This window comes from Mesorhizobium sp. CA13, assembly GCF_020165235.1.
In the GTDB taxonomy this organism is placed as follows: domain Bacteria; phylum Pseudomonadota; class Alphaproteobacteria; order Rhizobiales; family Rhizobiaceae; genus Mesorhizobium.
The window spans coordinates 90980-113552 of the sequence record NZ_JAIUHS010000004.1 but is presented as its reverse complement, the minus strand read 5'-3'; the positions used below and the strand labels follow the sequence as shown (position 1 = coordinate 113552).

Annotated in this window: 19 protein-coding genes; 6 read left to right on the top strand and 13 right to left on the bottom strand. The window is 61.5% G+C overall.

What is annotated here, in order from left to right; all coding sequences use genetic code 11:
• Position 1 precedes the first annotated feature (1 nt).
• From sseA to LB566_RS11990, 3 genes are all read right to left on the bottom strand, one after another.
• Entirely contained in the window at positions 2 to 853 is an 852-nt protein-coding gene (sseA, locus tag LB566_RS12000; protein ID WP_140548617.1) for a 3-mercaptopyruvate sulfurtransferase, read from the bottom strand.
• Positions 854 to 928: 75 nt separating this feature from the next.
• Positions 929 to 1672 carry an alanyl-tRNA editing protein gene (locus LB566_RS11995; protein WP_224624548.1) on the bottom strand — a complete coding sequence of 248 codons (744 nt, stop codon included), beginning with the start codon at positions 1670 to 1672 and terminating at the stop codon, positions 929 to 931.
• Positions 1672 to 2706 carry a cysteine synthase A gene (locus LB566_RS11990; protein ID WP_140548621.1) on the bottom strand — a complete coding sequence of 345 codons (1035 nt, stop codon included), beginning with the start codon at positions 2704 to 2706 and terminating at the stop codon, positions 1672 to 1674. Before LB566_RS11990 ends, LB566_RS11995 begins: the two co-directional genes overlap by 1 nt.
• 230 nt (positions 2707 to 2936) lie before the next feature.
• Between LB566_RS11990 and LB566_RS11985 the strand changes: the two genes are divergently transcribed.
• Both LB566_RS11985 and LB566_RS11980 read left to right on the top strand, forming a co-directional pair.
• Positions 2937 to 3758: an SDR family oxidoreductase gene (locus LB566_RS11985; RefSeq protein WP_140548623.1), complete on the top strand. Its 822-nt coding sequence runs from the start codon at positions 2937 to 2939 to the stop codon at positions 3756 to 3758.
• Between the two features lie 92 nt (positions 3759 to 3850).
• Positions 3851 to 4825 (top strand): alpha/beta hydrolase, encoded by a 975-nt coding sequence (locus LB566_RS11980; RefSeq protein ID WP_224624547.1) that lies wholly within the window; start codon positions 3851 to 3853, stop codon positions 4823 to 4825.
• A gap of 108 nt (positions 4826 to 4933) precedes the next feature.
• On the opposite strand, the gene LB566_RS11975 is transcribed toward LB566_RS11980, so the two are convergent.
• A complete protein-coding gene (locus LB566_RS11975; RefSeq protein WP_224624546.1) occupies positions 4934 to 6349 on the bottom strand; it encodes a DEAD/DEAH box helicase in 1416 nt (471 codons plus the stop codon).
• 397 nt (positions 6350 to 6746) lie between these two features.
• Between LB566_RS11975 and LB566_RS11970 the strand changes: the two genes are divergently transcribed.
• Entirely contained in the window at positions 6747 to 8279 is a 1533-nt protein-coding gene (locus tag LB566_RS11970; RefSeq protein WP_140515440.1) for an acyl-CoA carboxylase subunit beta, read from the top strand.
• A gap of 18 nt (positions 8280 to 8297) precedes the next feature.
• Here the strand turns inward: LB566_RS11970 and LB566_RS11965 are convergent, their stop codons facing one another.
• Entirely contained in the window at positions 8298 to 9827 is a 1530-nt protein-coding gene (locus tag LB566_RS11965; RefSeq protein WP_224624545.1) for an NAD(P)H-hydrate dehydratase, read from the bottom strand.
• Positions 9828 to 10161: 334 nt separating this feature from the next.
• Between LB566_RS11965 and LB566_RS11960 the strand changes: the two genes are divergently transcribed.
• The gene (locus LB566_RS11960; protein WP_006205430.1) at positions 10162 to 10500 is read left to right on the top strand and encodes a P-II family nitrogen regulator; all 339 of its coding nucleotides are present in this window, start codon (positions 10162 to 10164) and stop codon (positions 10498 to 10500) included.
• Positions 10501 to 10559: 59 nt separating this feature from the next.
• The gene (gene glnA / locus LB566_RS11955) at positions 10560 to 11969 is read left to right on the top strand and encodes a type I glutamate--ammonia ligase (protein WP_140515442.1); all 1410 of its coding nucleotides are present in this window, start codon (positions 10560 to 10562) and stop codon (positions 11967 to 11969) included.
• A gap of 852 nt (positions 11970 to 12821) precedes the next feature.
• Here the strand turns inward: glnA and LB566_RS11950 are convergent.
• Positions 12822 to 13862 carry a glutamine synthetase beta-grasp domain-containing protein gene (locus LB566_RS11950; protein ID WP_224624544.1) on the bottom strand — a complete coding sequence of 347 codons (1041 nt, stop codon included), beginning with the start codon at positions 13860 to 13862 and terminating at the stop codon, positions 12822 to 12824.
• Positions 13863 to 14179: 317 nt separating this feature from the next.
• Here LB566_RS11950 and LB566_RS11945 point away from each other — a divergent pair, with 317 nt between their 5' ends.
• Positions 14180 to 14374 carry a DUF2735 domain-containing protein gene (locus tag LB566_RS11945; protein ID WP_224624543.1) on the top strand — a complete coding sequence of 65 codons (195 nt, stop codon included), beginning with the start codon at positions 14180 to 14182 and terminating at the stop codon, positions 14372 to 14374.
• A 76-nt stretch (positions 14375 to 14450) separates the two neighbouring features.
• Here the strand turns inward: LB566_RS11945 and LB566_RS11940 are convergent, their stop codons facing one another.
• The 7 genes from LB566_RS11940 to LB566_RS11910 form a co-directional block, all read right to left on the bottom strand.
• Complete coding sequence (locus tag LB566_RS11940) at positions 14451 to 16340, bottom strand: MFS transporter (protein WP_140548635.1); 1890 nt, start codon at positions 16338 to 16340, stop codon at positions 14451 to 14453.
• A gap of 172 nt (positions 16341 to 16512) precedes the next feature.
• The gene (locus LB566_RS11935) at positions 16513 to 17304 is read right to left on the bottom strand and encodes an ATP12 family chaperone protein (RefSeq protein ID WP_224624542.1); all 792 of its coding nucleotides are present in this window, start codon (positions 17302 to 17304) and stop codon (positions 16513 to 16515) included.
• 1 nt (position 17305) lies between these two features.
• On the bottom strand, positions 17306 to 18229 hold the full coding sequence (locus tag LB566_RS11930) for a DMT family transporter (protein WP_224624541.1): 924 nt from the start codon (positions 18227 to 18229) through the stop codon (positions 17306 to 17308).
• Between the two features lies 1 nt (position 18230).
• Positions 18231 to 19211 carry an RluA family pseudouridine synthase gene (locus LB566_RS11925; RefSeq protein WP_224624540.1) on the bottom strand — a complete coding sequence of 327 codons (981 nt, stop codon included), beginning with the start codon at positions 19209 to 19211 and terminating at the stop codon, positions 18231 to 18233.
• 59 nt (positions 19212 to 19270) lie between these two features.
• Positions 19271 to 19645, bottom strand: coding sequence for a fluoride efflux transporter CrcB (gene crcB / locus LB566_RS11920; protein ID WP_224624539.1), 375 nt, complete (start codon positions 19643 to 19645; stop codon positions 19271 to 19273).
• Between the two features lie 94 nt (positions 19646 to 19739).
• Entirely contained in the window at positions 19740 to 21398 is a 1659-nt protein-coding gene (locus LB566_RS11915; RefSeq protein ID WP_224624538.1) for a hypothetical protein, read from the bottom strand.
• Positions 21399 to 21654: 256 nt separating this feature from the next.
• Positions 21655 to 22485 (bottom strand): aspartyl/asparaginyl beta-hydroxylase domain-containing protein, encoded by an 831-nt coding sequence (locus LB566_RS11910; protein WP_224624537.1) that lies wholly within the window; start codon positions 22483 to 22485, stop codon positions 21655 to 21657.
• Between the last annotated feature and the right edge of the window lie 88 nt (positions 22486 to 22573).

The window sequence follows — 22573 nt, the reverse complement described above, 5'->3', positions numbered from 1 at the left end:
GTCATTCCTTGCCTGTCACGACTGGTGTGTCGGAGAGACCGCCCCATTCGGTCCATGAGCCGTCGTAAAGCCTGTTGTCGGTATGGCCAAGCGTTTCCAACGCAAGCGTGATCACCGCCGCCGTAACGCCGGAGCCGCAGGAGGTGACGACAGGCTTCGACAGATCGAGGCCGGCTTCCTCGACCACCTTGCGCAACCGCTCCTTCGGCAGAAGCACGCCGTTTTCCGACAGCGCCGAATAAGGCAAGTTGCGCGCGCCCGGCATATGGCCGGAACGGACGCCCGCGCGCGGCTCCGGCTCCGCGCCGGTGAAGCGCCCTGCCCCGCGCGCATCGGCGATCTGACTTTCCCGGGTTTCGACGATGCGGCGCATATCGGCAAGGCTGGCGACCCGGCCGGCGTCGAAATCGGCGTGGAACACGCTTGGCGCGATTTTGGTCGGTTCGGCCGTCACCGGCCGACCTGCCGCTTTCCAGCCATCGAAACCGCCGTCGAGGATATAGGTCTGGAAGACGCCCATCACCCGGAACATCCACCATGCTCGAGGTGCCGAGAAAAAGCCCGGGCCGTCATAGACGATGATCGTGTCATCTGCCGAAACGCCCATCGCGCCGACATACTGGGCAAAATGCTGCGGCGACGGCAGCGTATGCGGCAGCGCAGCGTCCGGATCCGAGACCGCATCCTGATCCAGGAAGCGGGCGCCCGGAATGTGCCCGGCATCATATTCGGCGCGCGCGTCGCGTTTTTGCGCCGGAAGGTACCAGGATGCATCGACAATCGTCAGGCCAGGCTGACCCAAACGCTCCTGCAACCAGTCCGCGTCGACGGTGAAAGGACTGTCTTCAGCCATTGTGGTTCTCCTGCCGCCATTGACCAGACGTTGCCTTGCCGCATGATCTTGTCGAAAACGTCGCAGCTTTCGAGATCATGTTTGGGGCATTGGGCCGAACCGGATGCGAAAGCGCCGGTTTTCACGCCCCTTCTTCTCGATCTTGCCGATATGGATTTCGCCGACCTCGCCGGTGCTTTTGACATGGGTGCCACCGCAGGGCTGGCTGTCCACCGAAGCGTTCTCGCCGATGCAGACCAGCCGGATTTTGCCGGTACCCAGCGGCGGACGGACATTTTTGGACTTCACCAGCCCCGGATTGGCGGCCAGTTCCTCGTCGCTGATCAGCCTGGTAAAGATCGGATGATCGGCCCGCACCAGGCCCATCAGGCTAGCCGTCACCTCTTCCTTGCTGAAGCTGGCGTCGGGAATGTCGAAATCGACACGGCTGTCGTCTTCCGAAACCGCCGCGCCGGTGATTGGAAACGGGCAGACGACGGTGAGCAAATGGCAGGCGGCATGCATGCGCATCAAAAGGTGCCGCCGCTCCCAGTCGATAGCGAGCTTCAGGCGCTCGCCGACCGCAGGCGCGGCTTGTTCCGCCGCCGGCACGTGGATGATCTCGTCCTTCGTCTCCCCGGTGACGGTGGCGGCCAGGACGATGCGGCTGCCATCGGCGCGCTGGAGATAGCCGCTATCGCCCGGCTGCCCGCCCGAGGTGGCATAGAAGATGGTGCGGTCCAGAACGATGCCGCCGCGCTCGTTGACGGCGACAACCACGGCATCGGCCGTCCTGAGATAGGCGTCGTCGCGAAACAGCGCTTCGGTCTTGTGCGCCATCACACAACCTTTTCAAACGGCACGGAAATCTCTGATTTCTCTTCCATCCAGCCGGGCACCGGCAGCTTCTTTTCGCGCAGGAACTCGGGATTGAACAGCTTCGATTGGTAGCGTGTGCCGTAGTCGCAAAGAATGGTCACGATGGTATGGCCGGGGCCGAGTTCACGCGCCAGCCGGATCGCGCCCGCTATGTTGATGCCGGTCGAACCGCCGACGCAAAGGCCTTCCTCCTGGACCAGGTCGAAGACGATCGGCAACGCATCCTCATCACGAATCTGGAACGAGAAGTCGGGCGTGAATCCGTCGAGGTTGGCGGTGATGCGTCCCTGCCCGATGCCTTCGGTGATCGAACTGCCCTCGGATTTCAGCTCACCGCTGGTGTAGAAACTGTAGAGAGCGGCGCCCAGCGGATCGGCGAGAGCGATCTTGACGTCCCTGCTTTTCGCCTTCAGCCCGAAAGCGACGCCGGCCAGCGTCCCGCCCGAGCCGACCGCCGAGACGAAGCCGTCGACCTTGCCGCCGGTCTGGCTCCAGATCTCCTGCGCCGTGGTGCGGATATGCCCGTCGCGGTTGGCGACATTGTCGAACTGGTTGGCCCAGATAGCGCCGTTCGGCTCCGACCGCGCCATTTGCTCAGCCAGCCGCCCCGACAATTTCACGTAGTTGTTGGGGTTCTTGTACGGCACGGCCGGAACCTCGATCAGCTCGGCGCCGAGCAGCTTGATCGTGTCCTTCTTCTCCTGGCTCTGCGTCTCGGGAATGACGATGACGGTGCGGTAGCCGAGCGCCTTGGCGACCAGCGTCAGCCCGATGCCCGTATTGCCGGCCGTGCCCTCGACAATGACGCCACCCGGCCTGAGCAGCCCACGCTCTTCGGCATCGCGGATGATGAACAGGCCGGCGCGGTCCTTGACCGACTGTCCTGGATTCATGAATTCGGCCTTGCCCAGGATCTCGCAGCCGGTTTCTTCCGAAGCCCTGTTGAGGCGGATCAATGGCGTGTTGCCGATAGCGTCGATCACGGAGCGGGGCATTCGGGAGTCCTTGTGTAGCTGCGGCGAAACCCTAGAAACCCGAAGCTTCGGTTTCAAGGCAAGAATTTGCCTGGTCCAGTCGCATTTTCCGTACTGCATTTGCGCCGGCGTCTCCCTGGTGCCGGGCGTATCCACGCTGTTCATTTGCGGCCGGCATCGAAAACCGCTCTTTTCATTCGATTTCTTCGCGGCTAGAGCAAAAGCCAAGAACAATTCGACGGGGGCGCAGGATGACACTCTATCGGGCCGACCCGAAGCATGGCGTCGCCTGGGTCACGGGAGGCAGCAGCGGCATCGGCCGTTCGCTGGCCAGGGATCTTGCGTCCCAGGGCTATGCGGTGGCCGTAACGGCACCCGATGGCGATCCGATCGACACGCTGATTGTCGAGACCGCGCAGATGCCAGGCAAGGTGAAGGCTTTTCCCTGCGATGTCACCGACGAGCCGCGCATGGCGAGAACCGTCGCTGCGATCGAGAACGAGCTTGGCCCCATTGTGCTCGCCGTCTTAAACGCGGGCAATTACATTTCCACGCCTGGCGAGGCTCTCGTCGTCAGCGATTTTCGCCGCTCTTTCGAGGTCAACTATTTCGGCATCATCAACGGGCTGGTGCCGGTCGTCGAACGCATGCGCGTGCGGGCGCGCGGCCATGTCGTGCTGGTCGGCTCGGTTACCGCTTATTTCGGCTGGCCGACGACGGCTGCTTATGGCGGCACCAAAGCGGCGATCAACATTCTGGCCGAATCGCTGAAATACGATTTCGACAAGATGAACGTGCGCGTCCAGGTCATGAATCCGGGCTTCATAGACACACCGCTGACCGAGAAAAACATGCTGCCCATGCCGGGGCTGATGCCGGTCAGCCGGGCGACGCGGCGCATGGTGCGGGGTATCAAATCCGGCGGCTTCGAGGTCACGTTCCCGCGCCGGACGAGCTGGCCCCTGAAGCTGCTCAGCCTATTGCCGAGACCGGTGTATCGAGGCGTGATCAGCCTCATGACGAGCTGGAAGGCACGGCCGCTGAATTACGACCGCAAGCCGCCGAGCGAATAGAAGCCGCCGGATCGGCGGCTTCATCGCCGGGCCGGTCGTTGCCTGTTCCCGGCCACCCGGTGGGTTTGTTGTTGTTGCGTTTGGAGTCTGCGATGGGGCGACGAATCGTGCTTGCTGTGCTGGGGTTAATCGCCATCCTCGCACTGGCCTTCGTGCTTGGCCCGCGTGTTCCCGTCGACACCACGATCCGCTTCGATCCTTCCGCCATCAGCGACGATCCGCAGGCCTATGTGGCCAAGGAGGAAGCGGCCATATCCGGAATCCGCGACGGGCTGGAGAAGGAGATCATCTGGGCCAATCCGATGGTGCATGCCAGGACACGGCTGTCCATCGTCTATATCCACGGCTTTTCGGCGTCGAAAGGCGAGGTCCGTCCGCTGCCCGACGAGGTTGCCGACCAGCTCGACGCCAATCTGTTCTTCACCCGCCTCACCGGCCACGGGCAGAATGGCGCGGCCATGACGCAAGGCAGCGTCAATGCCTGGATCAACGATTATGAGGAGGCGCTCGCGATCGGCCGGGCCATCGGCGACAAGGTGATCGTCATCTCCACCTCGACCGGCGGCTCGCTGGCTGCCTGGGCGGCAACACAGCCGGGCGCTTCGGACGGCGTGGCGGCGATCGCGTTCATCTCGCCGAATTTCGGCGTCAAGGCGTCCGGCGCCGAGGTCCTGACGATGCCGTGGGGCAAACAAATCGCCGAACTCGTCGCTGGTAAAGAGCGCAGTTTCATGCCGCGCAACGCGCTGCACGAGACGTTCTGGACCACCAGATATCCCCTTGCCGCGACGCTGCCGATGCAAGCGCTGACGGAACTTGCCTATGGCGCGCCGGTGGAGAAAGCGAAGGTCCCTGCCCTCTTCATCTTTTCGGATTCGGACAGCGTGGTACGGTCTGACCGCACGCGTGAAATCGCCGGGCGTTGGGGCGCGCCGCACGAACTGGTTCCGGTCGATGACACCGGCGATCCCGACAACCACGTCATCGCCGGCGACGCCCTGTCGCCATCGACCACAACCTTCCTTGCACAAAGAATTGCCGTCTGGATCGAGGCGGTCGCGAAGTAGCCCGAGCTTCCATACGGAAAGGGCGACCGCAGCCTCACCGCGGTCGCCCTTTATGTTACTGGTGGCCAGCCGGGCACGCAAATGCCCGACCAATACGAAGCGGCCTGTCTACGCAGCCCGCGCCGCAGGACGCTTGCCGCCGAAGCGGCGTTTATTGTTGCCCTTGAAGGGTTTGGCGCCTTCCGGTTTACGGTCGCCAGCGAAGGCCGGCTTTTCACCGAAGCGCTTCTTACCGGAGCCGTTGTTCTGGCCGCCCGGCCGCCTGCCGTCGCGACGGCCATTGCGGTCGTTTCGGTCATTGGCAGGCTCGAAGCGCTCGTTCTTCTCAGCCGGGTTGCGCTGCGGATCGGGACTGCCGAGATGGTCGGCGACAACAGGCAGCTTGGCGCGGATGATGCGCTCGACCTGGCGCAGCTTGCTGTTCTCGGACGGATCGCAGAGCGTAATCGCAATGCCGTCCCGGCCGTTGCGGCCGGTGCGGCCGATGCGGTGGACATAGCTCTCCGCCTCATCAGGCAGGTCGAAATTCACGACATGGCTGATGCCGGGCACGTCGATGCCGCGCGCGGCGATGTCGGTGGCCACCAGAATGCGCACCGCGCCGTCGCGGAAATCATTGAGCGCCTTCTGGCGTGCATTCTGCGACTTGTTGCCGTGGATGACGGCGGCCTTGAAGCCGTCGCGCTCGAGGTCCTTGGTCACCCGGTCGGCGCCGTGCTTTGTGCGCGAAAAGATGATGACGGACTTCATCGCCTCGTCGGCGAGCATCGTCGACAGCACCTGGCGCTTCTGCTTGGTGCGGGCAAGGACGACGCTCTGCACGATCTCGGCCGCCGTCGTGCTCTGTGGCGCGACTTCGACGCGAACCGGGCTCTTCAACAGACCCTTGGCAAGCTCGGCGATCTCGTTCGGCATCGTCGCCGAAAACAGCGCCGTCTGGCGATCGGGCGCGGTCGCCTTGGCGATGCGCTTGACATCGTTGATGAAGCCCATGTCGAGCATGCGGTCGCCCTCGTCGAGCACCAGCCATTTGGTGTCGGAGAGGATGAGGTCGCCCTCACGCACCAGGTCGGTCAACCGGCCGGGCGTGGCAATCAGTACATCGACGCCGGGAGCAATCTTCTTCACCTGGCTGAAGCGCGAGACGCCGCCCAGCACGAGCGCCGTCGAGACATGCGCGCCCTTGGCGAGGATCTTGATGGTGTCTTCGATCTGCACGGCGAGCTCACGAGTCGGCGCCAGGATCAGCGCGCGGGTCGTCTTGGCACGCCGTTTGGTGCCGAGCGCGATGATCTTGGAGAGAATCGGCAGAGCGAAAGCCGCTGTCTTGCCGGAGCCGGTCTGGGCGATGCCGAAAATGTCACGGCCTTCCATCTGCGGCGGGATAGCCTGGACCTGGATCGGTTTCGGATCGGCGAAGCCGGCGGCATGGGTGGCCTTGAGCAGCGCACCCGTAATTCCCAGTGCCGCGAAACCGGAGAGTTCTCCAGTGTCGTTGCCGGGCAAAGTGTTTTCGTTGGTCAAAATATTCTTCTTTCACACGGCCTCTGGCCGCAAACATCAATGGCGGCAGGGCGCAACCTGCCGTCGGACAATTGTTATGGAACGACAAGGCGGCGGACGTGTCCGTCCGCGCGGCTGCGCTGTCGTGCCCGCAGGCATCATGCCACGGGGCTTTTTCGCCACCTTGCTAACCAATCGGGGCCGATCAGCAGGAAAGAGGGAAAACAGACGCAACCAGTCTCATTCGAGGAGAAGGCCGGATCAGTCCGGCCCAAGCGCCTATGCCGTGCATATGGCTGAGTTCACTCCGAAATGCAAGGGCATCATGTTGCAGCGCAACAAAACGCCTCGAAAAAGCGACGCTTGCGCTCGCCTGCGGGCATCATTACCACAAATCAGCCCGCGCAGGAGATCGAGAATGAAGGACGTGCTGAAGGAACTCGAGCGTCGTCGCGAGATCGCCCGCATGGGCGGGGGGCAGGCCCGAATCGATGCCCAGCACAAGAAGGGCAAGCTGACCGCCCGCGAACGCATCGAGGTGTTTCTCGACGAGGGCTCGTTCGAGGAGTTCGACATGTATGTCGAGCACCGTTCGACCGACTTCGGCATGGAAAAGACCAAGATCGCCGGCGACGGCGTCGTCACCGGCTGGGGAACCGTCAACGGCCGTCCGGTCTATCTCTTCGCCAAGGATTTCACCGTGTTCGGCGGCTCGCTGTCGGAAGCGCATGCCGAGAAAGTCATCAAAGTGCAGGAGATGGCGCTGCGCAACCGCGCGCCGATCATCGGCCTCTACGATGCCGGTGGCGCCCGCATCCAGGAGGGCGTGGCCGCACTCGGCGGCTATGCCGAGATCTTTCAGCGCAATGTGCTGGCGTCGGGCGTCATTCCGCAGATTTCCGTGATCATGGGACCTTGCGCCGGCGGCGACGTCTATTCGCCGGCCATGACCGACTTCATCTTCATGGTGCGCGATACCTCCTACATGTTCGTCACCGGGCCGGACGTGGTGAAGACGGTCACCAACGAGACGGTGACCGCCGAGAGCCTCGGCGGCGCTTCCGTCCACACGACGAAATCCTCGATCGCCGACGGCGCCTATGACAATGACGTCGAGGCGCTGCTGCAAATGCGCCGGCTGGTCGACCTGCTGCCGGCTTCGAACACATCGGAGATTCCCGAGATCGAATGCTACCAGTCGGTCACCGATCACGATCTGTCGCTCGACCGTCTGATACCCGACAACGCCAACAAGCCTTACGATATCAAGGAGCTGATCCTGAAAGTCGCCGACGAGGGCGATTTCTTCGAGATCCAGCAAAGCTTCGCCAAGAACATCGTCACCGGCTTCGGACGCATCGAAGGCCGCACGGTCGGCTTCGTCGCCAACCAGCCCATGGTGCTGGCCGGCGTGCTCGATTCCGACGCCAGCCGCAAGGCGGCGCGCTTCGTACGCTTCTGTGACTGCTTTTCGATTCCAATCGTCACCTTCGTCGACGTTCCGGGCTTCCTGCCGGGAACGGCGCAGGAATATGGCGGGCTGATCAAGCACGGCGCCAAACTGCTCTTCGCCTATGCCGAAGCGACCGTGCCGAAGATCACCGTCATCACCAGAAAAGCCTATGGCGGCGCCTATGACGTGATGGCTTCGAAACACCTGCGCGGCGATATGAACTATGCCTGGCCGACGGCGCAGATCGCCGTGATGGGCGCCAGGGGCGCGGTCGAGATCATCTATCGCAAGGACATCGGCGACGCCGAAAAGATCGCAGCCCATACAAAGGCTTACGAAGACCGCTTCCTGTCGCCCTTCGTCGCCGCCGAGCGCGGCTATGTCGACGAGGTGATCATGCCGCATTCGACCCGCCGCCGCATTGCCCGGGCGCTGCGGATGCTGCGCAACAAGGACATGCAGAACCCCTGGAAAAAGCACGACAACATTCCGCTGTGAGCTGAATGTCGCGGCCGGTCAGCGCGCGCCGCGAGCCGCCACCAGTTCACGCAGCACAGGCACCAGCGCCAGCGGCAAGTCCTCGGCGATCAGCCCCGGCCCGAATCGGCTGCCGGCCTCGGCATGGATCCACGCCGCCGCGCATGCCGCCTCGAAGGCCGGCATGCCTTGCGCCAGGAAGCCGGCCACGAGCCCCGAGAGCACGTCGCCCGAACCGGCGGTTGCCAACCATGGCGCGCCATTGGAGTTTATCGCAGCCCTGCCATCGGGAGCAGCGATTACGGTGTCCGCGCCCTTGTAGAAGATCACGGCGTTGGCACGGGTGGCGGCCATACGGGCCCTGCTCAGCTTGGACGAAACGGCGCCGCCCGCAATGTCAGCAAACAGCCTGGCAAATTCCCCCTCATGCGGCGTCATCACCAGCGGCGGTGCGCCCGGCTGGCGCGCGGCTTCGAACAGGACGTCCGGCGCCTCGCGAAACGAGGTGATCGCGTCGGCGTCGAACACCAGGCCATCGACCCGGGCGGAAATGTTCCGGTGCTGGCCAGCGGCGAGCAGCGTGAGCGCAAAATTCTGCGCTCTTTCACCGACGCCGAAGCCAGGCCCCAGCACAAAGGCGGAGGGCCGGCGTTCGCCGATGAAGGCCTCGATGTCGGCGCTGTCATTGGCCTTGCGCAGCATGATCGAGGTCAGATGCGCGGCATTGACCTGCATGGCGTTCGCCGGGGACAGGACGGTGACCGCCCCTGCCCCGCTACGCGCTGCGGCAAGCGCCGCAAGCCGCGCCGCGCCGGTGGCGCTCGGGCCGCCGGAAAAGACGCCGACATGGCCGCGCTTGTATTTGTGCGTATCGACGCCTGGAATCGGAAAGGCGCTAAGCCAAAGCGCCGGCGAGTTCTCGAAGGCCTGGGGCCGAATCCGCGCAATGAGACCATCGGTGATGCCGATGTCGGCGAGCACGATCTCCCCGCACATCTCGCGCCCGGGCAGCAAAAGATGGCCAGGTTTTTTGCGCGCGAAGGTTACGGTGACCCCAGCCCGAAAAGCATGGCCGAGCACTTGGCCGCTGTCTCCGGAAACGCCCGATGGCAGATCGACCGCGACGACCGGCAAGGCCAGGCTTGCCACAACGCCAACCGCTCTCGCCGCATCACCCGATAGCGGTTTGGACAGCCCTGCGCCGTAAAGGGCGTCGACGACGACAGCGCCGGCCTCGGCCGCGAAATTCGCCAGCGATCGAGGCTTCACAGGACATTCACCGGCGGCGAGCGCGGCATCGCTGCCCGGCTTCGGCGCGCCCGACGCCCAGACCATCGTATCGACACCAGCGGCTGCCAGGCTGCGTGCCGCGGCATAGCCATCGCCGCCATTGTTGCCGGGACCGCAAAGCACATGGACCCGCTTCGCCGCCGGATAGCGCCTGAAAATTTCGGCCGCGACGGCTTCGCCTGCACGGCGCATCAGGCCGATGCCGTCGATTGCGCCGGCGGCAATCGTCAACCGATCCGCCTCGCTCATCTCCCCGGGAGTAAGAAGTTCGTTGCTCATGGATTGCCGATCCGCATTCGATCAAGCATTGTCCAGTTTTCGGCTCGACGCAAACGCAGAGGAGTTGGCGCGGTCCCAGCCAAGCTGAGCAATGCCCACCAAGTAAGCAATAGGCCTAAATATCGGGCAGACATAAACACCGACGCCGCGTAGGTTGCAGCCATCCGTCGCGCGCTGGATGCGGTGAACGATGCGAATTTGCATCTTGGTGCGGCATGGTTCTGGAATCGAATGACACCGCTTGAAATCCCGCCAATTGGCACAATTCGTGCTTGATGGAGGCGCAAGCGGGGGCTCACAACCCGTTTTTTTGGCAGTGGAGGCCACTTTTTACATGAAAAAGATCGAAGCGATCATCAAGCCATTCAAGCTGGACGAAGTGAAGGAAGCGCTTCAGGAGGCCGGGCTGCAAGGCATCACCGTGACCGAGGCCAAGGGCTTTGGACGCCAGAAGGGCCACACCGAGCTCTATCGCGGCGCTGAATATGTCGTCGACTTCCTGCCCAAGGTGAAGATCGAGGTCGTGCTCGGCGACGATGCCGTCGAAGGCGCCATCGAAGCCATCCGCAAGGCGGCCCAGACCGGGCGCATCGGCGACGGCAAGATCTTCGTCTCGAACATCGAGGAAGTCGTGCGCATCCGCACCGGCGAAACCGGCATGGATGCCGTCTGACACCTCGTCCACCTTCCGAAACGTCATTATTAAAAAAACGTCACACAGGGATACACGACATGACGACAGCCAAAGACATCATGAAGCAGATCAAGGACAACGATGTGAAATTCGTTGACCTGCGCTTCACCGACCCGAAAGGCAAGCTGCAGCACGTGACGATGGATGTCATCGAGGTCGAGGAAGACATGTTCGCCGATGGCGTGATGTTCGATGGATCTTCGATCGCCGGCTGGAAGGCGATCAACGAGTCCGACATGGTGCTGATGCCCGATCCTGAAACGGTCCACATGGATCCGTTTTTCGCGCAGTCGACCATGGTCATCCTGTGCGACATCCTCGATCCGGTTTCGGGCGAATCCTACAACCGCGACCCGCGCGGCACTGCCAAGAAGGCGGAGGCCTACATGAAGTCGGAAGGCATCGGCGACACCATCTATGTCGGCCCGGAAGCCGAGTTCTTCGTCTTCGACGACGTCAAGTACAAAGCCGATCCCTACAACACCGGCTTCAGGCTCGATTCCACCGAACTGCCGTCCAATGACGACACCGACTACGAAACCGGCAATCTCGGCCACCGTCCGCGCATCAAAGGCGGTTATTTCCCGGTGCCGCCGATCGATTCGGCGCAAGACATGCGTTCCGAGATGCTGACCGTGCTCGCCGAGATGGGCGTGCGGGTCGAGAAGCATCACCACGAGGTGGCCGCGGCACAGCACGAACTCGGCATCAAGTTCGACACGCTGGTCCGCAACGCCGACAAGATGCTGATCTACAAATATGTCGTGCATCAGGTCGCCAATGCCTATGGCAAGACCGCCACCTTCATGCCGAAGCCGATCTTCGGCGACAACGGCTCGGGCATGCATGTCCACCAGTCGATCTGGAAAGGTGGCAAGCCGACCTTCGCCGGCAACGAGTATGCCGGCCTGTCGGAAAGCTGCCTGTTCTATATCGGCGGCATCATCAAGCACGCCAAGGCCATCAACGCCTTCACCAACCCGCTGACCAACTCCTACAAGCGTCTGGTGCCGGGCTACGAGGCGCCGGTGCTGCTCGCCTATTCGGCGCGCAACCGCTCGGCCTCCTGCCGTATCCCGTTCGGCTCGTCGCCAAAGTCGAAGCGCGTCGAGGTCCGCTTCCCCGATCCGGGCGCGAACCCCTATCTCGCGTTTGCCGCCATGCTGATGGCCGGCCTCGACGGTATCAAGAACAAGATCCATCCCGGCCAGCCGATGGACAAGGATCTCTACGATTTGCCGCCGAAGGAGTTGAAGAAGATCCCGACCGTCTGCGGCTCGCTGCGTGAAGCGCTCCAGAGCCTCGACAAGGACCGCGGCTTCCTGAAGGCCGGCGGCGTCTTCGACGACGACCAGATCGACAGCTACATCGAGTTGAAGATGGCCGAGGTGATGCGCTTCGAAATGACACCGCATCCCGTCGAATACGACATGTACTATTCGGTCTGATTTTTGATCTCCCTGGACCCGGCGTAACCCGGATCCAGTGGCTTCAATTCAGCCTGCAATGCGGGGCCGGAAGATGAACCTCTTCCGGCCCTTTTGTTTGCACATATCGCGGCTTCCATTCAGCCAAATCCGCGGACACTGACGCGTTCGATCGGATGCTGCCCGATCTAGCGACTGGAAAGGCGCACCGGCTGCTGAGGTTCTGTCGGCTGGTCACGTCACGTCACACGTGTCGATTGCGCTGCACTGGTCGGCTTGAGCCAGCCAAGCTGGGCTGACAGGCGAGCCGGCACGCGCTTTTTGCAAGGGAAGAGATAAGCCAGGAGCGAGCGGCACACTGCCTCAGGCTGCAATGCCCGCTCGTCCGGCGCCCCCGCCAATGCTGTCGTTCAAGAAACCCCGCCCCGTTCGAACAGCACCGCTTGGCGTATCCCCCAATGCCTGCGAATACGCATGTTGCGCCGCAGCCTGTCAATGTCGCCTGCCGGGCGTCGAGAGGTTCGATTTTGGTGCATGAACAGGGGCTTATGAAAGGATCGGTCGACAGGCATTCTTGTCGGAATGGCCGGATTTCCGGGCTTTTTCGAGGATTTCGAAGCCTGCGGCCAGCGCCAAGGCATGCTTTCGTCAGCCCAAAGCCGCCTTGAAGGGATGGGTTTGAACCGCCCTTTTCAACCTGACTTTTTTTGGGGGAATTTGCTTTGCCAGGCCCAGGAGCCAGGAAGGCGAGGATCGGCGAACGGGACCAGCGGCATGCGATAGTGCCCGCCGTCGTCATACGAAAAAGCCCCGGCAATTTCCGCCGGGGCTCGCGTCATGGTTGTCGGGGATCTTGAGGCCCGACGTGAAATATCAAGCAGCGGCCGAAACCGATGCGCCGGTCGAAACCTGCGAGATCGTCTTCAGGACCTGGGAAGCGATCTGGTAGGGGTCGCCCTGCGAGTTCGGGCGGCGGTCTTCCAGATAACCCTTGTAGTCATTCTTGACGAAGGAATGCGGCACGCGGATCGAGGCGCCGCGGTCGGCGATGCCGTAGCTGAACTTGTTCCAGGGTGCCGTCTCGTGCTTGCCGGTCAGACGCTTGTCGTTGTCCGGGCCGTACACGGCGATATGGTCCATCAGGTTCTTTTCGAACTGCGCCATCAGGGCCTCGAAATAGGCCTTGCCGCCGACCTCGCGCATATATTTGGTCGAGAAGTTGCAATGCATGCCCGAGCCGTTCCAGTCGGTGTCGCCGAGCGGCTTGCAGTGGAACTCGATATCGATGCCGTACTTTTCGGTGAGGCGCTGAAGCAGGTAGCGGGCCATCCACATCTGATCGGCGGCCTTCTTGGAGCCCTTGCCGAAAATCTGGAATTCCCACTGGCCTTTGGCCACTTCGGCGTTGATGCCTTCATGGTTGATGCCGGCGGCGAGGCAGAGGTCGAGATGCTCTTCGACGATCTGGCGGGCGATGCTGCCGACGTTCGAATAGCCGACGCCGGTGTAGTACGGGCCCTGCGGGGCGGGATAACCGCTCTCGGGGAACCCGAGCGGACGGCCGTCCTTGTAGAAGAAGTATTCCTGCTCGAAGCCGAACCAGGCATCCTCGTCGTCGAGAATGGTCGCGCGGCTGTTGGACACGTGCGGCGTGACGCCATCGGGCATCATGACTTCGCACATGACGAGAACGCCGTTGGTGCGGGCCGGATCGGGATAAAGCGCGACCGGCTTCAAGACGCAATCGGAGCTGCGGCCCTCGGCCTGCAGGGTGGACGAGCCGTCGAAGCCCCACAGCGGCAGCTGGTCGAGCGTCGGGAACTCGGCATAATCCTTGATCTGGGTCTTGCCGCGAAGATTGGGGGCCGGGGTGTATCCGTCGAGCCAGATATACTCGAGCTTGTATTTGGTCATTCTAGAGCCTCTCGTTGCTTGTTCACCGAACACCAAACGGCGTCGACATGCATCAGCCGTCGGCAGCCGGCGCTGCCGATCCCTGAAATGCAATTCGTGTGCCACTCGGACTTCGGCAGGTGCGGCAAAATGCAGTGATATCGCGTCGAATTTTGCTGAGCCGCCTCATCACTGGGCTCATATCAGTCAAATGCGGATTGCGCATAAATATTAGGCATTTGCTGTTCTTTTCGTAGGCATATTGCCTAAAAGAATCGCAAGGCCTATCTTGTGGGAAAGCTGAATCGACTGACCTCGGAGAAGAAAGGAGACAGCCAATGGAAGCCACCCTCGCCCGTCCGTCGGCAAAGATCCTGATGTTCCCGCTTGCGGGCCGCGTATCTGCCTCAAATTTAGGCGCGAAGGCCAAGTTCGCGGCAGAGCTTGCCTCGCTGCGTAACACGCATGCCGATTTCGATGGCTGGTATCACGAGGCCGCTGTCGAGGAAGAAAACCAGCAGCCGAAGAGCTGAACGCATATTCAGCCTCGATATGAAAACCCGGCGCGATCGCTCGCGCCGGGTTACTTATGCATGCCGATTCGATCTGTTACTGCTTGGTGTCCAGGTTCGTGCCCAGCGTGTCCTTGATGAAGATCATGCCGATGACGAGCGACATCGCCGCGATTATCACGGGATACCAGAGGCCATAATAGATGTCGCCCCTGTAGGCACTGAGCGCGAACACGGTCGCCGGCAGCAACCCGCCGAACCAGCCATTGCCGATATGGTAGGGCAGCGACATGCCGGTATAGCGGATGCGGGTCGGGAACATCTCGACCAGGATGGCCGCGATCGGACCGTAGACCATGGTCACGAACAGGACGAGGACGAACAGGATAGCGATCGTCATTGGCCAGTTCACGGCCGCAGGGTCAGCGAACATGGCGAAGGCACCGCCGCCAGGTATGTTGTAGACGGTGACCTCAGGCGCACCGGCAGCCTCGTCGGCGGTCAAAAGCTTGTCCTTGATCGCCTGATCGGTAGGAACCGTCGCCTTCTCGCCGGCGCGGATGGCGGCGGCGTCGAGCTTCAGTTCGGGATTGGCAGCGACAAACGCGTCGAGCTTCTGGTCCGGTATCTTGATCGCAGCACGCTTCAGCGGATATCCGCCGTCCTGCAGCGACATGTTGACGGCCTTGACGAAGGCGGCCTCCTTGGCCTTGGCCTGGTCGCCCGCGGCGACAGCATCGTAGGATGCCACCGTCTCATTGCCGATCTTGACCGAAGCAGCCGTACCCGGTGCCGCCGTGGAGACGACGTCATAGGGCACCGAGTTCTTGGTCAGGAACGAGGTCGCGATGTCGCAAGACGTCGTGAACTTCGCGGTACCCACCGGATTGAACTGGAACCTGCAGTCGCCGGGTGCCGCGGTCACCGTCGCGCGGGTGCTCTGCTGTGCCTCGGCAAGGGCCGGATTGGCGGCCCAGGTCAATGCCTTGAACAGCGGGAAGGTGCAGACGATCGCCAGTGCGAGCCCGGCCATGATGATCGGCTTGCGACCGATCTTGTCGGATAGCCAGCCGAACACGACGAAGAAGATGGAGCCCAGCGCAAGCGCGATGGCGATCATGATGTTGACCGACTGGGCGTCCAGCTTCAAAACGTTCTGGAGGAAGAACAGGGCGTAGAACTGGCCGTTATACCAGACCACGGCTTGGCCGGCCGTCAGGCCGAGCAGTGCCAGCAGCGCGATCTTGGCGTTCTTCCACTGGCCGAAGGCTTCCGAGAGCGGTGCCTTGGAACCCTTGCCCTCTTCCTTCATGCGCTGGAAGGTGGGCGATTCGGAAAGCGATAGCCGGATCCAGATGGAAATGCCGAGCAACAGGAATGACACGATGAAAGGAACGCGCCAGCCCCAGGCGGCATAGGTTTCCTTGCTCATCGAGCCCTGGACGATCAGGATGACGATCAGCGACAGGAACAGGCCGAGTGTGGCGGTCGTCTGGATCCACGACGTATAGTAGCCGCGCCGGTCGTCCGGCGCATGCTCGGCGACATAGGTGGCCGCACCGCCATATTCGCCGCCCAGTGCCAAGCCCTGGAGCATGCGCAGGATGATCAGGATCACCGGAGCCGCGATGCCGAGGCTCGCATAGCCAGGCAGCAAGCCCACGAGGAAGGTCGACAGGCCCATGATCGTCATGGTGACGAGGAAGGTATATTTGCGGCCGACAAGGTCGCCGATGCGGCCGAACAGCAAAGCGCCGAACGGACGGACGAGGAAGCCGGCGGCGAAAGCCAGCAGCGCGAAAATATTGCGCGTCGCTTCCGGAATGGTCGGGCTGAAAAAGGTCGAACCGATAAAGGCCGCGAGCGACCCGTAGAGATAAAAATCGTACCATTCGAAAACGGTGCCGAGCGAAGAAGCGAAGATGACTTTCTTCTCCTCTCGCGTCATGCCGCGGCTCTTTCCGCTGGCGGTCGATGCGATAGCCATTGAGATGCTCCTCCCGTGAGACCCTTGTGCTCGATGCAGCGCCCTTGCGTTCGCATTCTCCTCCGAACGCAGACTCGCGGCAGCAATCACGGGAAAAATGACAGAAAGCGCCTGCCAACGGCAGATGACTTTGGGATTATGACTTTGGTATTAGGTGCGGTGCGGTGGCCGGTCAGCCTTCGAGCGCCTCGATAAGACCGACGGCAGCCATCATGTCGCACTTGCGAGCGGAGCGGCGCGCGACAGCTTCCGCATCCTGTCCCCAATGCTCGATCTGCCAATCCTCGTCGACATGGCCCGCAGTCCAGGCCGCCTCACCGCCGAGTTCGCCGAACTCCACGGCCAACGCCAGCAGCGCCGAACCGGTCAGCGAGGTCATGACGTGGATCGCTGCCAGACGCAGCGGCTCGGCGCGCTGGGCAAGATGCACACCCAGCACGGCAATGGTTTCGCGCGGTTGCTCGACGTGGATGATGCTCTCGGCAAGGTTGAAGCGAGCGCCAAGTGTTGCCTGCGCCCAATCGAGGACAGGATCCCACAGCTCGTTCTGCCGCTCGACCAAGCCTTGTGGTGCGTCGGCGCGATAACAGAGCAGATCCGACGAGGCAAAGCGTAGTATGTCCTCCAGCACCGCCTGCGGATCGCTAGCGACGCCGTCGAGCGCGGTGTTGACGAGACGCATCACCGGCATCGATACCGGATCGATGGTCTCGCCCTGGGCGGCGAATTCATCGGCGACCAGCGATGCCGCCTTCTCGGTCGGCAGCGTCAGCAGCGCCTTGCCCGGCGTACGCACCGGCTTGCCGTCGAGATGGACGGCAAAGCCGGCATCGGCGGGCGCGACCGAAACGGTCTTGTAAAAACGCCTCGGCAGCGGCTTCTTCATCTGGATTTGGGCGCGGCGCACCGGATCGGGGTCGGAGAGCAGTTTCCCCGCTTCGAGATCGCTGAGGATATCGCGCATGTCAGCCTCCTTCGGCCGTCTGCTCGCGCGGCGGCCTGTTGACGATCACCAGACCGGCGGCAATGAGACCAAGTGCCAGAAAAATGCGTATGGTCAGCGGCTCGTTCAAGAACAGGGCGCCGCACAGCACGCCGAAGACCGGCGACAGGAACGTGAAACTCGACAGGCTCGAGGCGGGATAGCGCCGCAGCAGCCAGAACCACAAAACATAGGTGAAGGCGACGATATAGAGCGCCTGGAAAAGCAGGGCTAACGTCGGCAACAGCGCAGGATCGCGCACGGAGGGCCCCGCCAGAGGCAACACCAGGACGCCGACGATCGCAGCGCCGGAGAGTTGATAGAGCAGCAGCTTTTCGGCGCTCGTCTCAACCAGCTTCGAGCGCTTGATGAGGATATTGGTCAAGGCCCAGACGAATCCGGAGCCAAGGCTCAGCAGATCGCCGAACAGCATGTCCCCGCTGCCGCCGAGCTTGTCGGAAAAGACCGCTGCGAGGCCGGCAAAGGCAAGCAGAAGGCCAAGGGATTTGCGCAGGCTGATCGGCTCGCCGAGCAGGAAATGGCCGCCCAGCAGCATCCAGAACGGCATGGTGTTGACCAGCAGCGTGTTGCGGGCGACCGTGGTGTGCTCCAGCCCGACATAGAGGCAGAGGAACTCGATGCCGAAGAGCACGCCCACTGCAACGCCCGCGAGCAATGTCCCGTCTCTCTTGAAAAGCGCAACGCCGCGCCAGCGGCACCAGAGGAAGACGCAGAACCCGCCAATAACCGAGCGTGCGATCGACAGGAAAACCGGATCATAGCCAGCATAGGAGATCTTGGCGGCGACGTAATTCAGGCCCCAGGAGAACGTCAGGCCGACCATTATGGCGGCGGCCGCCATGTCGACCGCATCGCGACGGTCGAGCGCATCGGCAGCGCCGCTCATGTCAATCCTCCGCGCTGGCGTCGTCGAAACCGATCAGGTTCCAGCTCTGGCGCATATGCGGCGGCATAGGCGCGGTGACGTCGATGACGCCCTTGTCGGGATGGGGAATGATGATGCGGCGCGCATGCAGATGCAGGCGGTTCTGGATGCCGCCGGGGAAATCCCAGTTGGTGTCGGCCTCGAAATATTTCGGGTCGCCGATGATCGGGCAGCCGATATAGGCGGCATGGACGCGAAGCTGGTGGGTGCGGCCCGTATAAGGCTCCATCTCCAGCCACGTCATGGTCTGCGCCGCCTGCTCGATGATACGGTAGTAGGACACGGCGTGGTCGGCGCCTTTTTCACCATGCGCGGCGACCCGAACACGGTCGCCATCCTCGGTCGGCTCCTTGATCAGCCAGGTCGAGATCTTGTCCTCGCGCTTGGGCGGCACGCCCTTGACCAAGGCCCAATAGGTCTTCTTGGTTTCGCGGGCGCGAAACGCCTCGGAGAGTTTCATCGCCGCTAGCCGGGTGCGGGCGACGACCAGCACGCCAGACGTGTCGCGATCGAGCCGGTGCACCAGCCGCGGCTTCTCGCCCTTTTGGTTGCGCCAGGCTTCCAACATGTCGTCGACGTTACGGGTGACGCCCGAGCCGCCCTGCACGGCAAGACCAGCCGGCTTGTTGAAGACGAAGACCTTCGGATCCTCATGGATCAGCATTTTTGCCAGGACGTCGGCGTCGCCCTGGTTGCGGATCGAGTGGCCGGTCAGCGGGCTTTCGCCCTTCTTGTCCACCTCCAGCGGTGGAACGCGCACCGTCTGGCCAGGCTCGACTCGGGTGTCGGCCTTGGCGCGGCCGCCGTCGACGCGGATCTGACCGGAACGCAGCAGTTTCTGGAGATGACCAAAGCCAAGGCCCGGGAAATGGGTCTTGAACCAGCGATCGAGCCGCATGCCCGCCTCGCCAGCCTCCACCGTGATCTGTTCAACGCCTGCCATATTGTTTCGCTTATCCGTTTCCTGGCAGGCCCGGGCCTGCTCTCGGCGCGGCAATAGCATTAAGGCAGGCTTCTTGCGAGCCAAAGACCCAAAAACAGTGCAACGATGGCGCCAATCACGCTGGCCAGCGCATATCCAAACGCCGGCAAGGTGGCTCCCCGCTCCCACAAAGTCGCGAAATCGAGCGAAAAGGCGGAAAAGGTCGTGAAGCCGCCTAAGATGCCGGTGGCGACAAACAGCCTGACTTCGTTAGACCCGCCGCGGCGCGCCAGGGTGGCGATGAACAGGCCCATTGCGAACGAACCGACGATGTTGATCGCCATCGTGCCCCAGGGATAGTTGGGGCCGACAAGGCGCAGCGAGCCCATATTGGTCAGATGGCGAATGCCGGCGCCAATCCCGCCGCCGGCCATCACGAGAAGCAGATTGAACATGGGGCTTACTGCCCTCGCAAGGGCGCGGCGGTCAATCCCAATTGTTTGCGGGAGACACAAACGGCCGAGCGCGTCAGGAGTCGAACCTCGAACGTTACCATTCCGGTGTCGTCCAGCCCGGATACTTCTTCTTGAATTCGCTATATAGGGCGTCGAGTTCCGATTTACTGACCGGACGCACCTGTTCATAGAGGTAGCCGGTAACGCCGCTGGACAGGCGGTAGGTGTCGATCCGCTTGTAAGCAGCACCGATGCCGGTTCCTTCGAAAATTTGGTGGTTAGGTATTGTGACACACAACTGCGCGCCTGATTGCAAATGAGTGACCGGCCGGTCGGTGACGACCACATATCTGGATTTCAATACTTCCGGCACGAATTGATCGCGGCTGTCCACCTGGCAAGACCATCCGACGTAAGGAAAAAGGCCTCGATTCATGCCGAACAGCAGCGAATCGCTCATGATCGGACCTGAGGCAAAGACGGAAAAGCGGTCCTTAGCTCCCATCTTGCCAACGAGGTCAGCAATAAGGCGTCTGTACTCAGGGAGATTGTCAAGGTGCAGAGGGAGTGTTGCTTCCCTGGCAAAAACGACGCTGACGGGCGACAGTAATTGACGACCGATCGGGAAGAAGGTGCCCAGAAACGCCAATCCAGCGACGATGGCTATGATGGCGGTTGACCATCGCGCTCTCAGCGCCGGCATCGAAACTATTGCAACGATCGCCTGGGCATAGGCAGGAAAGAGCCACAGAAACATCGGCATGGAATGGTGCCGGTCCGGGTCCTGCGTCCGGGTAAAAAGGAAGAAGGTGAGTACCGAGGCGACCGCGCAAAACAGGGCAAATCTGTTGCCCCGCGCCACAGAGAAATAGAGGCCCAACAAGATTAAGAGCCAATTTACACAGCTGAGCCTAGAGCCCATGTCGCCAAGCTGGGTGACAAGATCCGTCCGATATCCACTGTAAAGATCGCCATAGCTGGTGTTCAGAATCCTGGCGATCAGCGGAAGCTGGAAATTCCATGCGCTGCCCAAAATAACGGCGATTGCGCACACGCTCCCCAGCATCGCTTTCCGGAGCGCGGAAAAATCCCGATCTCTTGCGACCTGCAGCAGACAAAAGAGCGCAGCAGAAATTGCGACCCCTATCACGCCATAGGCATACCAGCGGCGCAGCATAAACGCCAACCACAGGGATGCGCCGACGCATATCGCACTGATCACGGGTTCACGGGTCAGGAACTTCGACTTCCAAAGAAACCAGCTTGCCGCGGCAAGTGCGAAACAGCCGCCAATGTCCGGCAGTCCGCGAAGCGTTGCCGCCCAGAACGGCGTATAGAGAAAGACCGCGATCCAGATAGCAAACCAGCCTCGGGATGAAGACATCCCGGAGACCGCTTCGAGGTAGCTCATTCTTCCTATGAGGAGAGCCGTGGGGACCAGATAGACTGTCACTATCCCGGCTATGTAGGAAAACCGTGAGCCGCCAAATAATATTTGAAACGGCATCAGAGGCACCAGAATAGCCGCGCTGTAGTCGTCGATTTCGATGGAAGTGCCTAAATGGCTCAGCCATTCCAGAGGGCTCTTGACCAGGAGCGTTCCCTCTCGGTTGAACGTATTGAAATAAGCGGCGAAGTCCCAATAGTAGACGGAGTCTTCGAGGCTTATGTAGACGGAGCAGAGAGTAACGCCCAGCAACACAGTACCTATGTAGGCCGCCGTCCAGAATCCGAAGATTTTATCACTTGTCACGTGAGGCCGCCAGGAGAGGAAGGGATAGAACCGTCGCGATCAAATTCGAAAGCGCTCATGCAGCCAAGCCGTCCGACGAAATGGGACCCCACGAGATTAATAGGATGGACTATTGAGAGCTCGAGAAAGATGTACACTTGAACAGGCGACCGCCGCAAGCGAACGGCACACCAGCGGCCCGCAATGAATGGGCGAACTCACGTAAGCAAGCGCCGGAACGCTGCCGGCATCGTCGGCAGCGTTGATGAATTTCAGCTCAGGTGGTTTCGACCTTTTTCGGCTTGGTCGAGCCGATCATCTTCCAATTCTTGTAGAACATCGAATTGATTCGCTCGACGCTCACCGAGACGATGGCGAGAAGGCCGGCGATAAGCCTGGGGACCGGGGACGGCCTGATAATGTCCATGAACACGCAGTAGCGGCGGCCGTCATACTCGTTGACCGAGCGGTGCAGCAGCGTGTCGTCGAAAATGAACAGCGGATTGTCGTGCCAGTAGTTCTTGACGTTGCCGCACTCGACGAAGATCTCTGACTTCACCGGAATGAGGTTGTAGAGGATGCGCAGGCTGAGCCGCAGCGGCCCGAAGTGCCAGGAAGTCGATTCACGCTTGCTGAAGACGGAGACGGCTATAGTCTTGATGTATTTGAAATCCCTGTTGAACTCGGCGACGTTATCTATCCTGTGCTTGCCATACCATTGATAGACATACATGCCGCGCCGGCCGGCGCCGAAATTGGCGTCGATGTCGGCGATGATTTCGGCTTTGCGCGCCTTGAAGACATCCAAGACCTCGTTGACTTCGCGCTGATAATCCTCCGGGAACTGCTCCAGCTTCCACACGCCCGGATTTCTGTAGCACAGGAGGTCGACCAGCAGGTTGAATGGCGAAAGCAGCCAGGTGAAGATGCCATTGCCCAGGAAATAGCCGCTGAACAAGGACAGATTCTTGCGGTCGTTGCGCAGCACGTCGATCAGGCCACAAACGATGAAAATCGTCGTGAGGATCGGGATGAAATAGAAGCCAAGGGCAAGGAGCGGGATGGCAATGGCGAATTTGCGAAGGGTTTTGCGAAGGTTTTTTGTCATTTTTCCACGCGCCGAGCGCGATCCTGTTGCGAACGAATAGTGCCAAAATCACGACAACGACCACCGCCCGGCCGTGCGCCTTGATAAG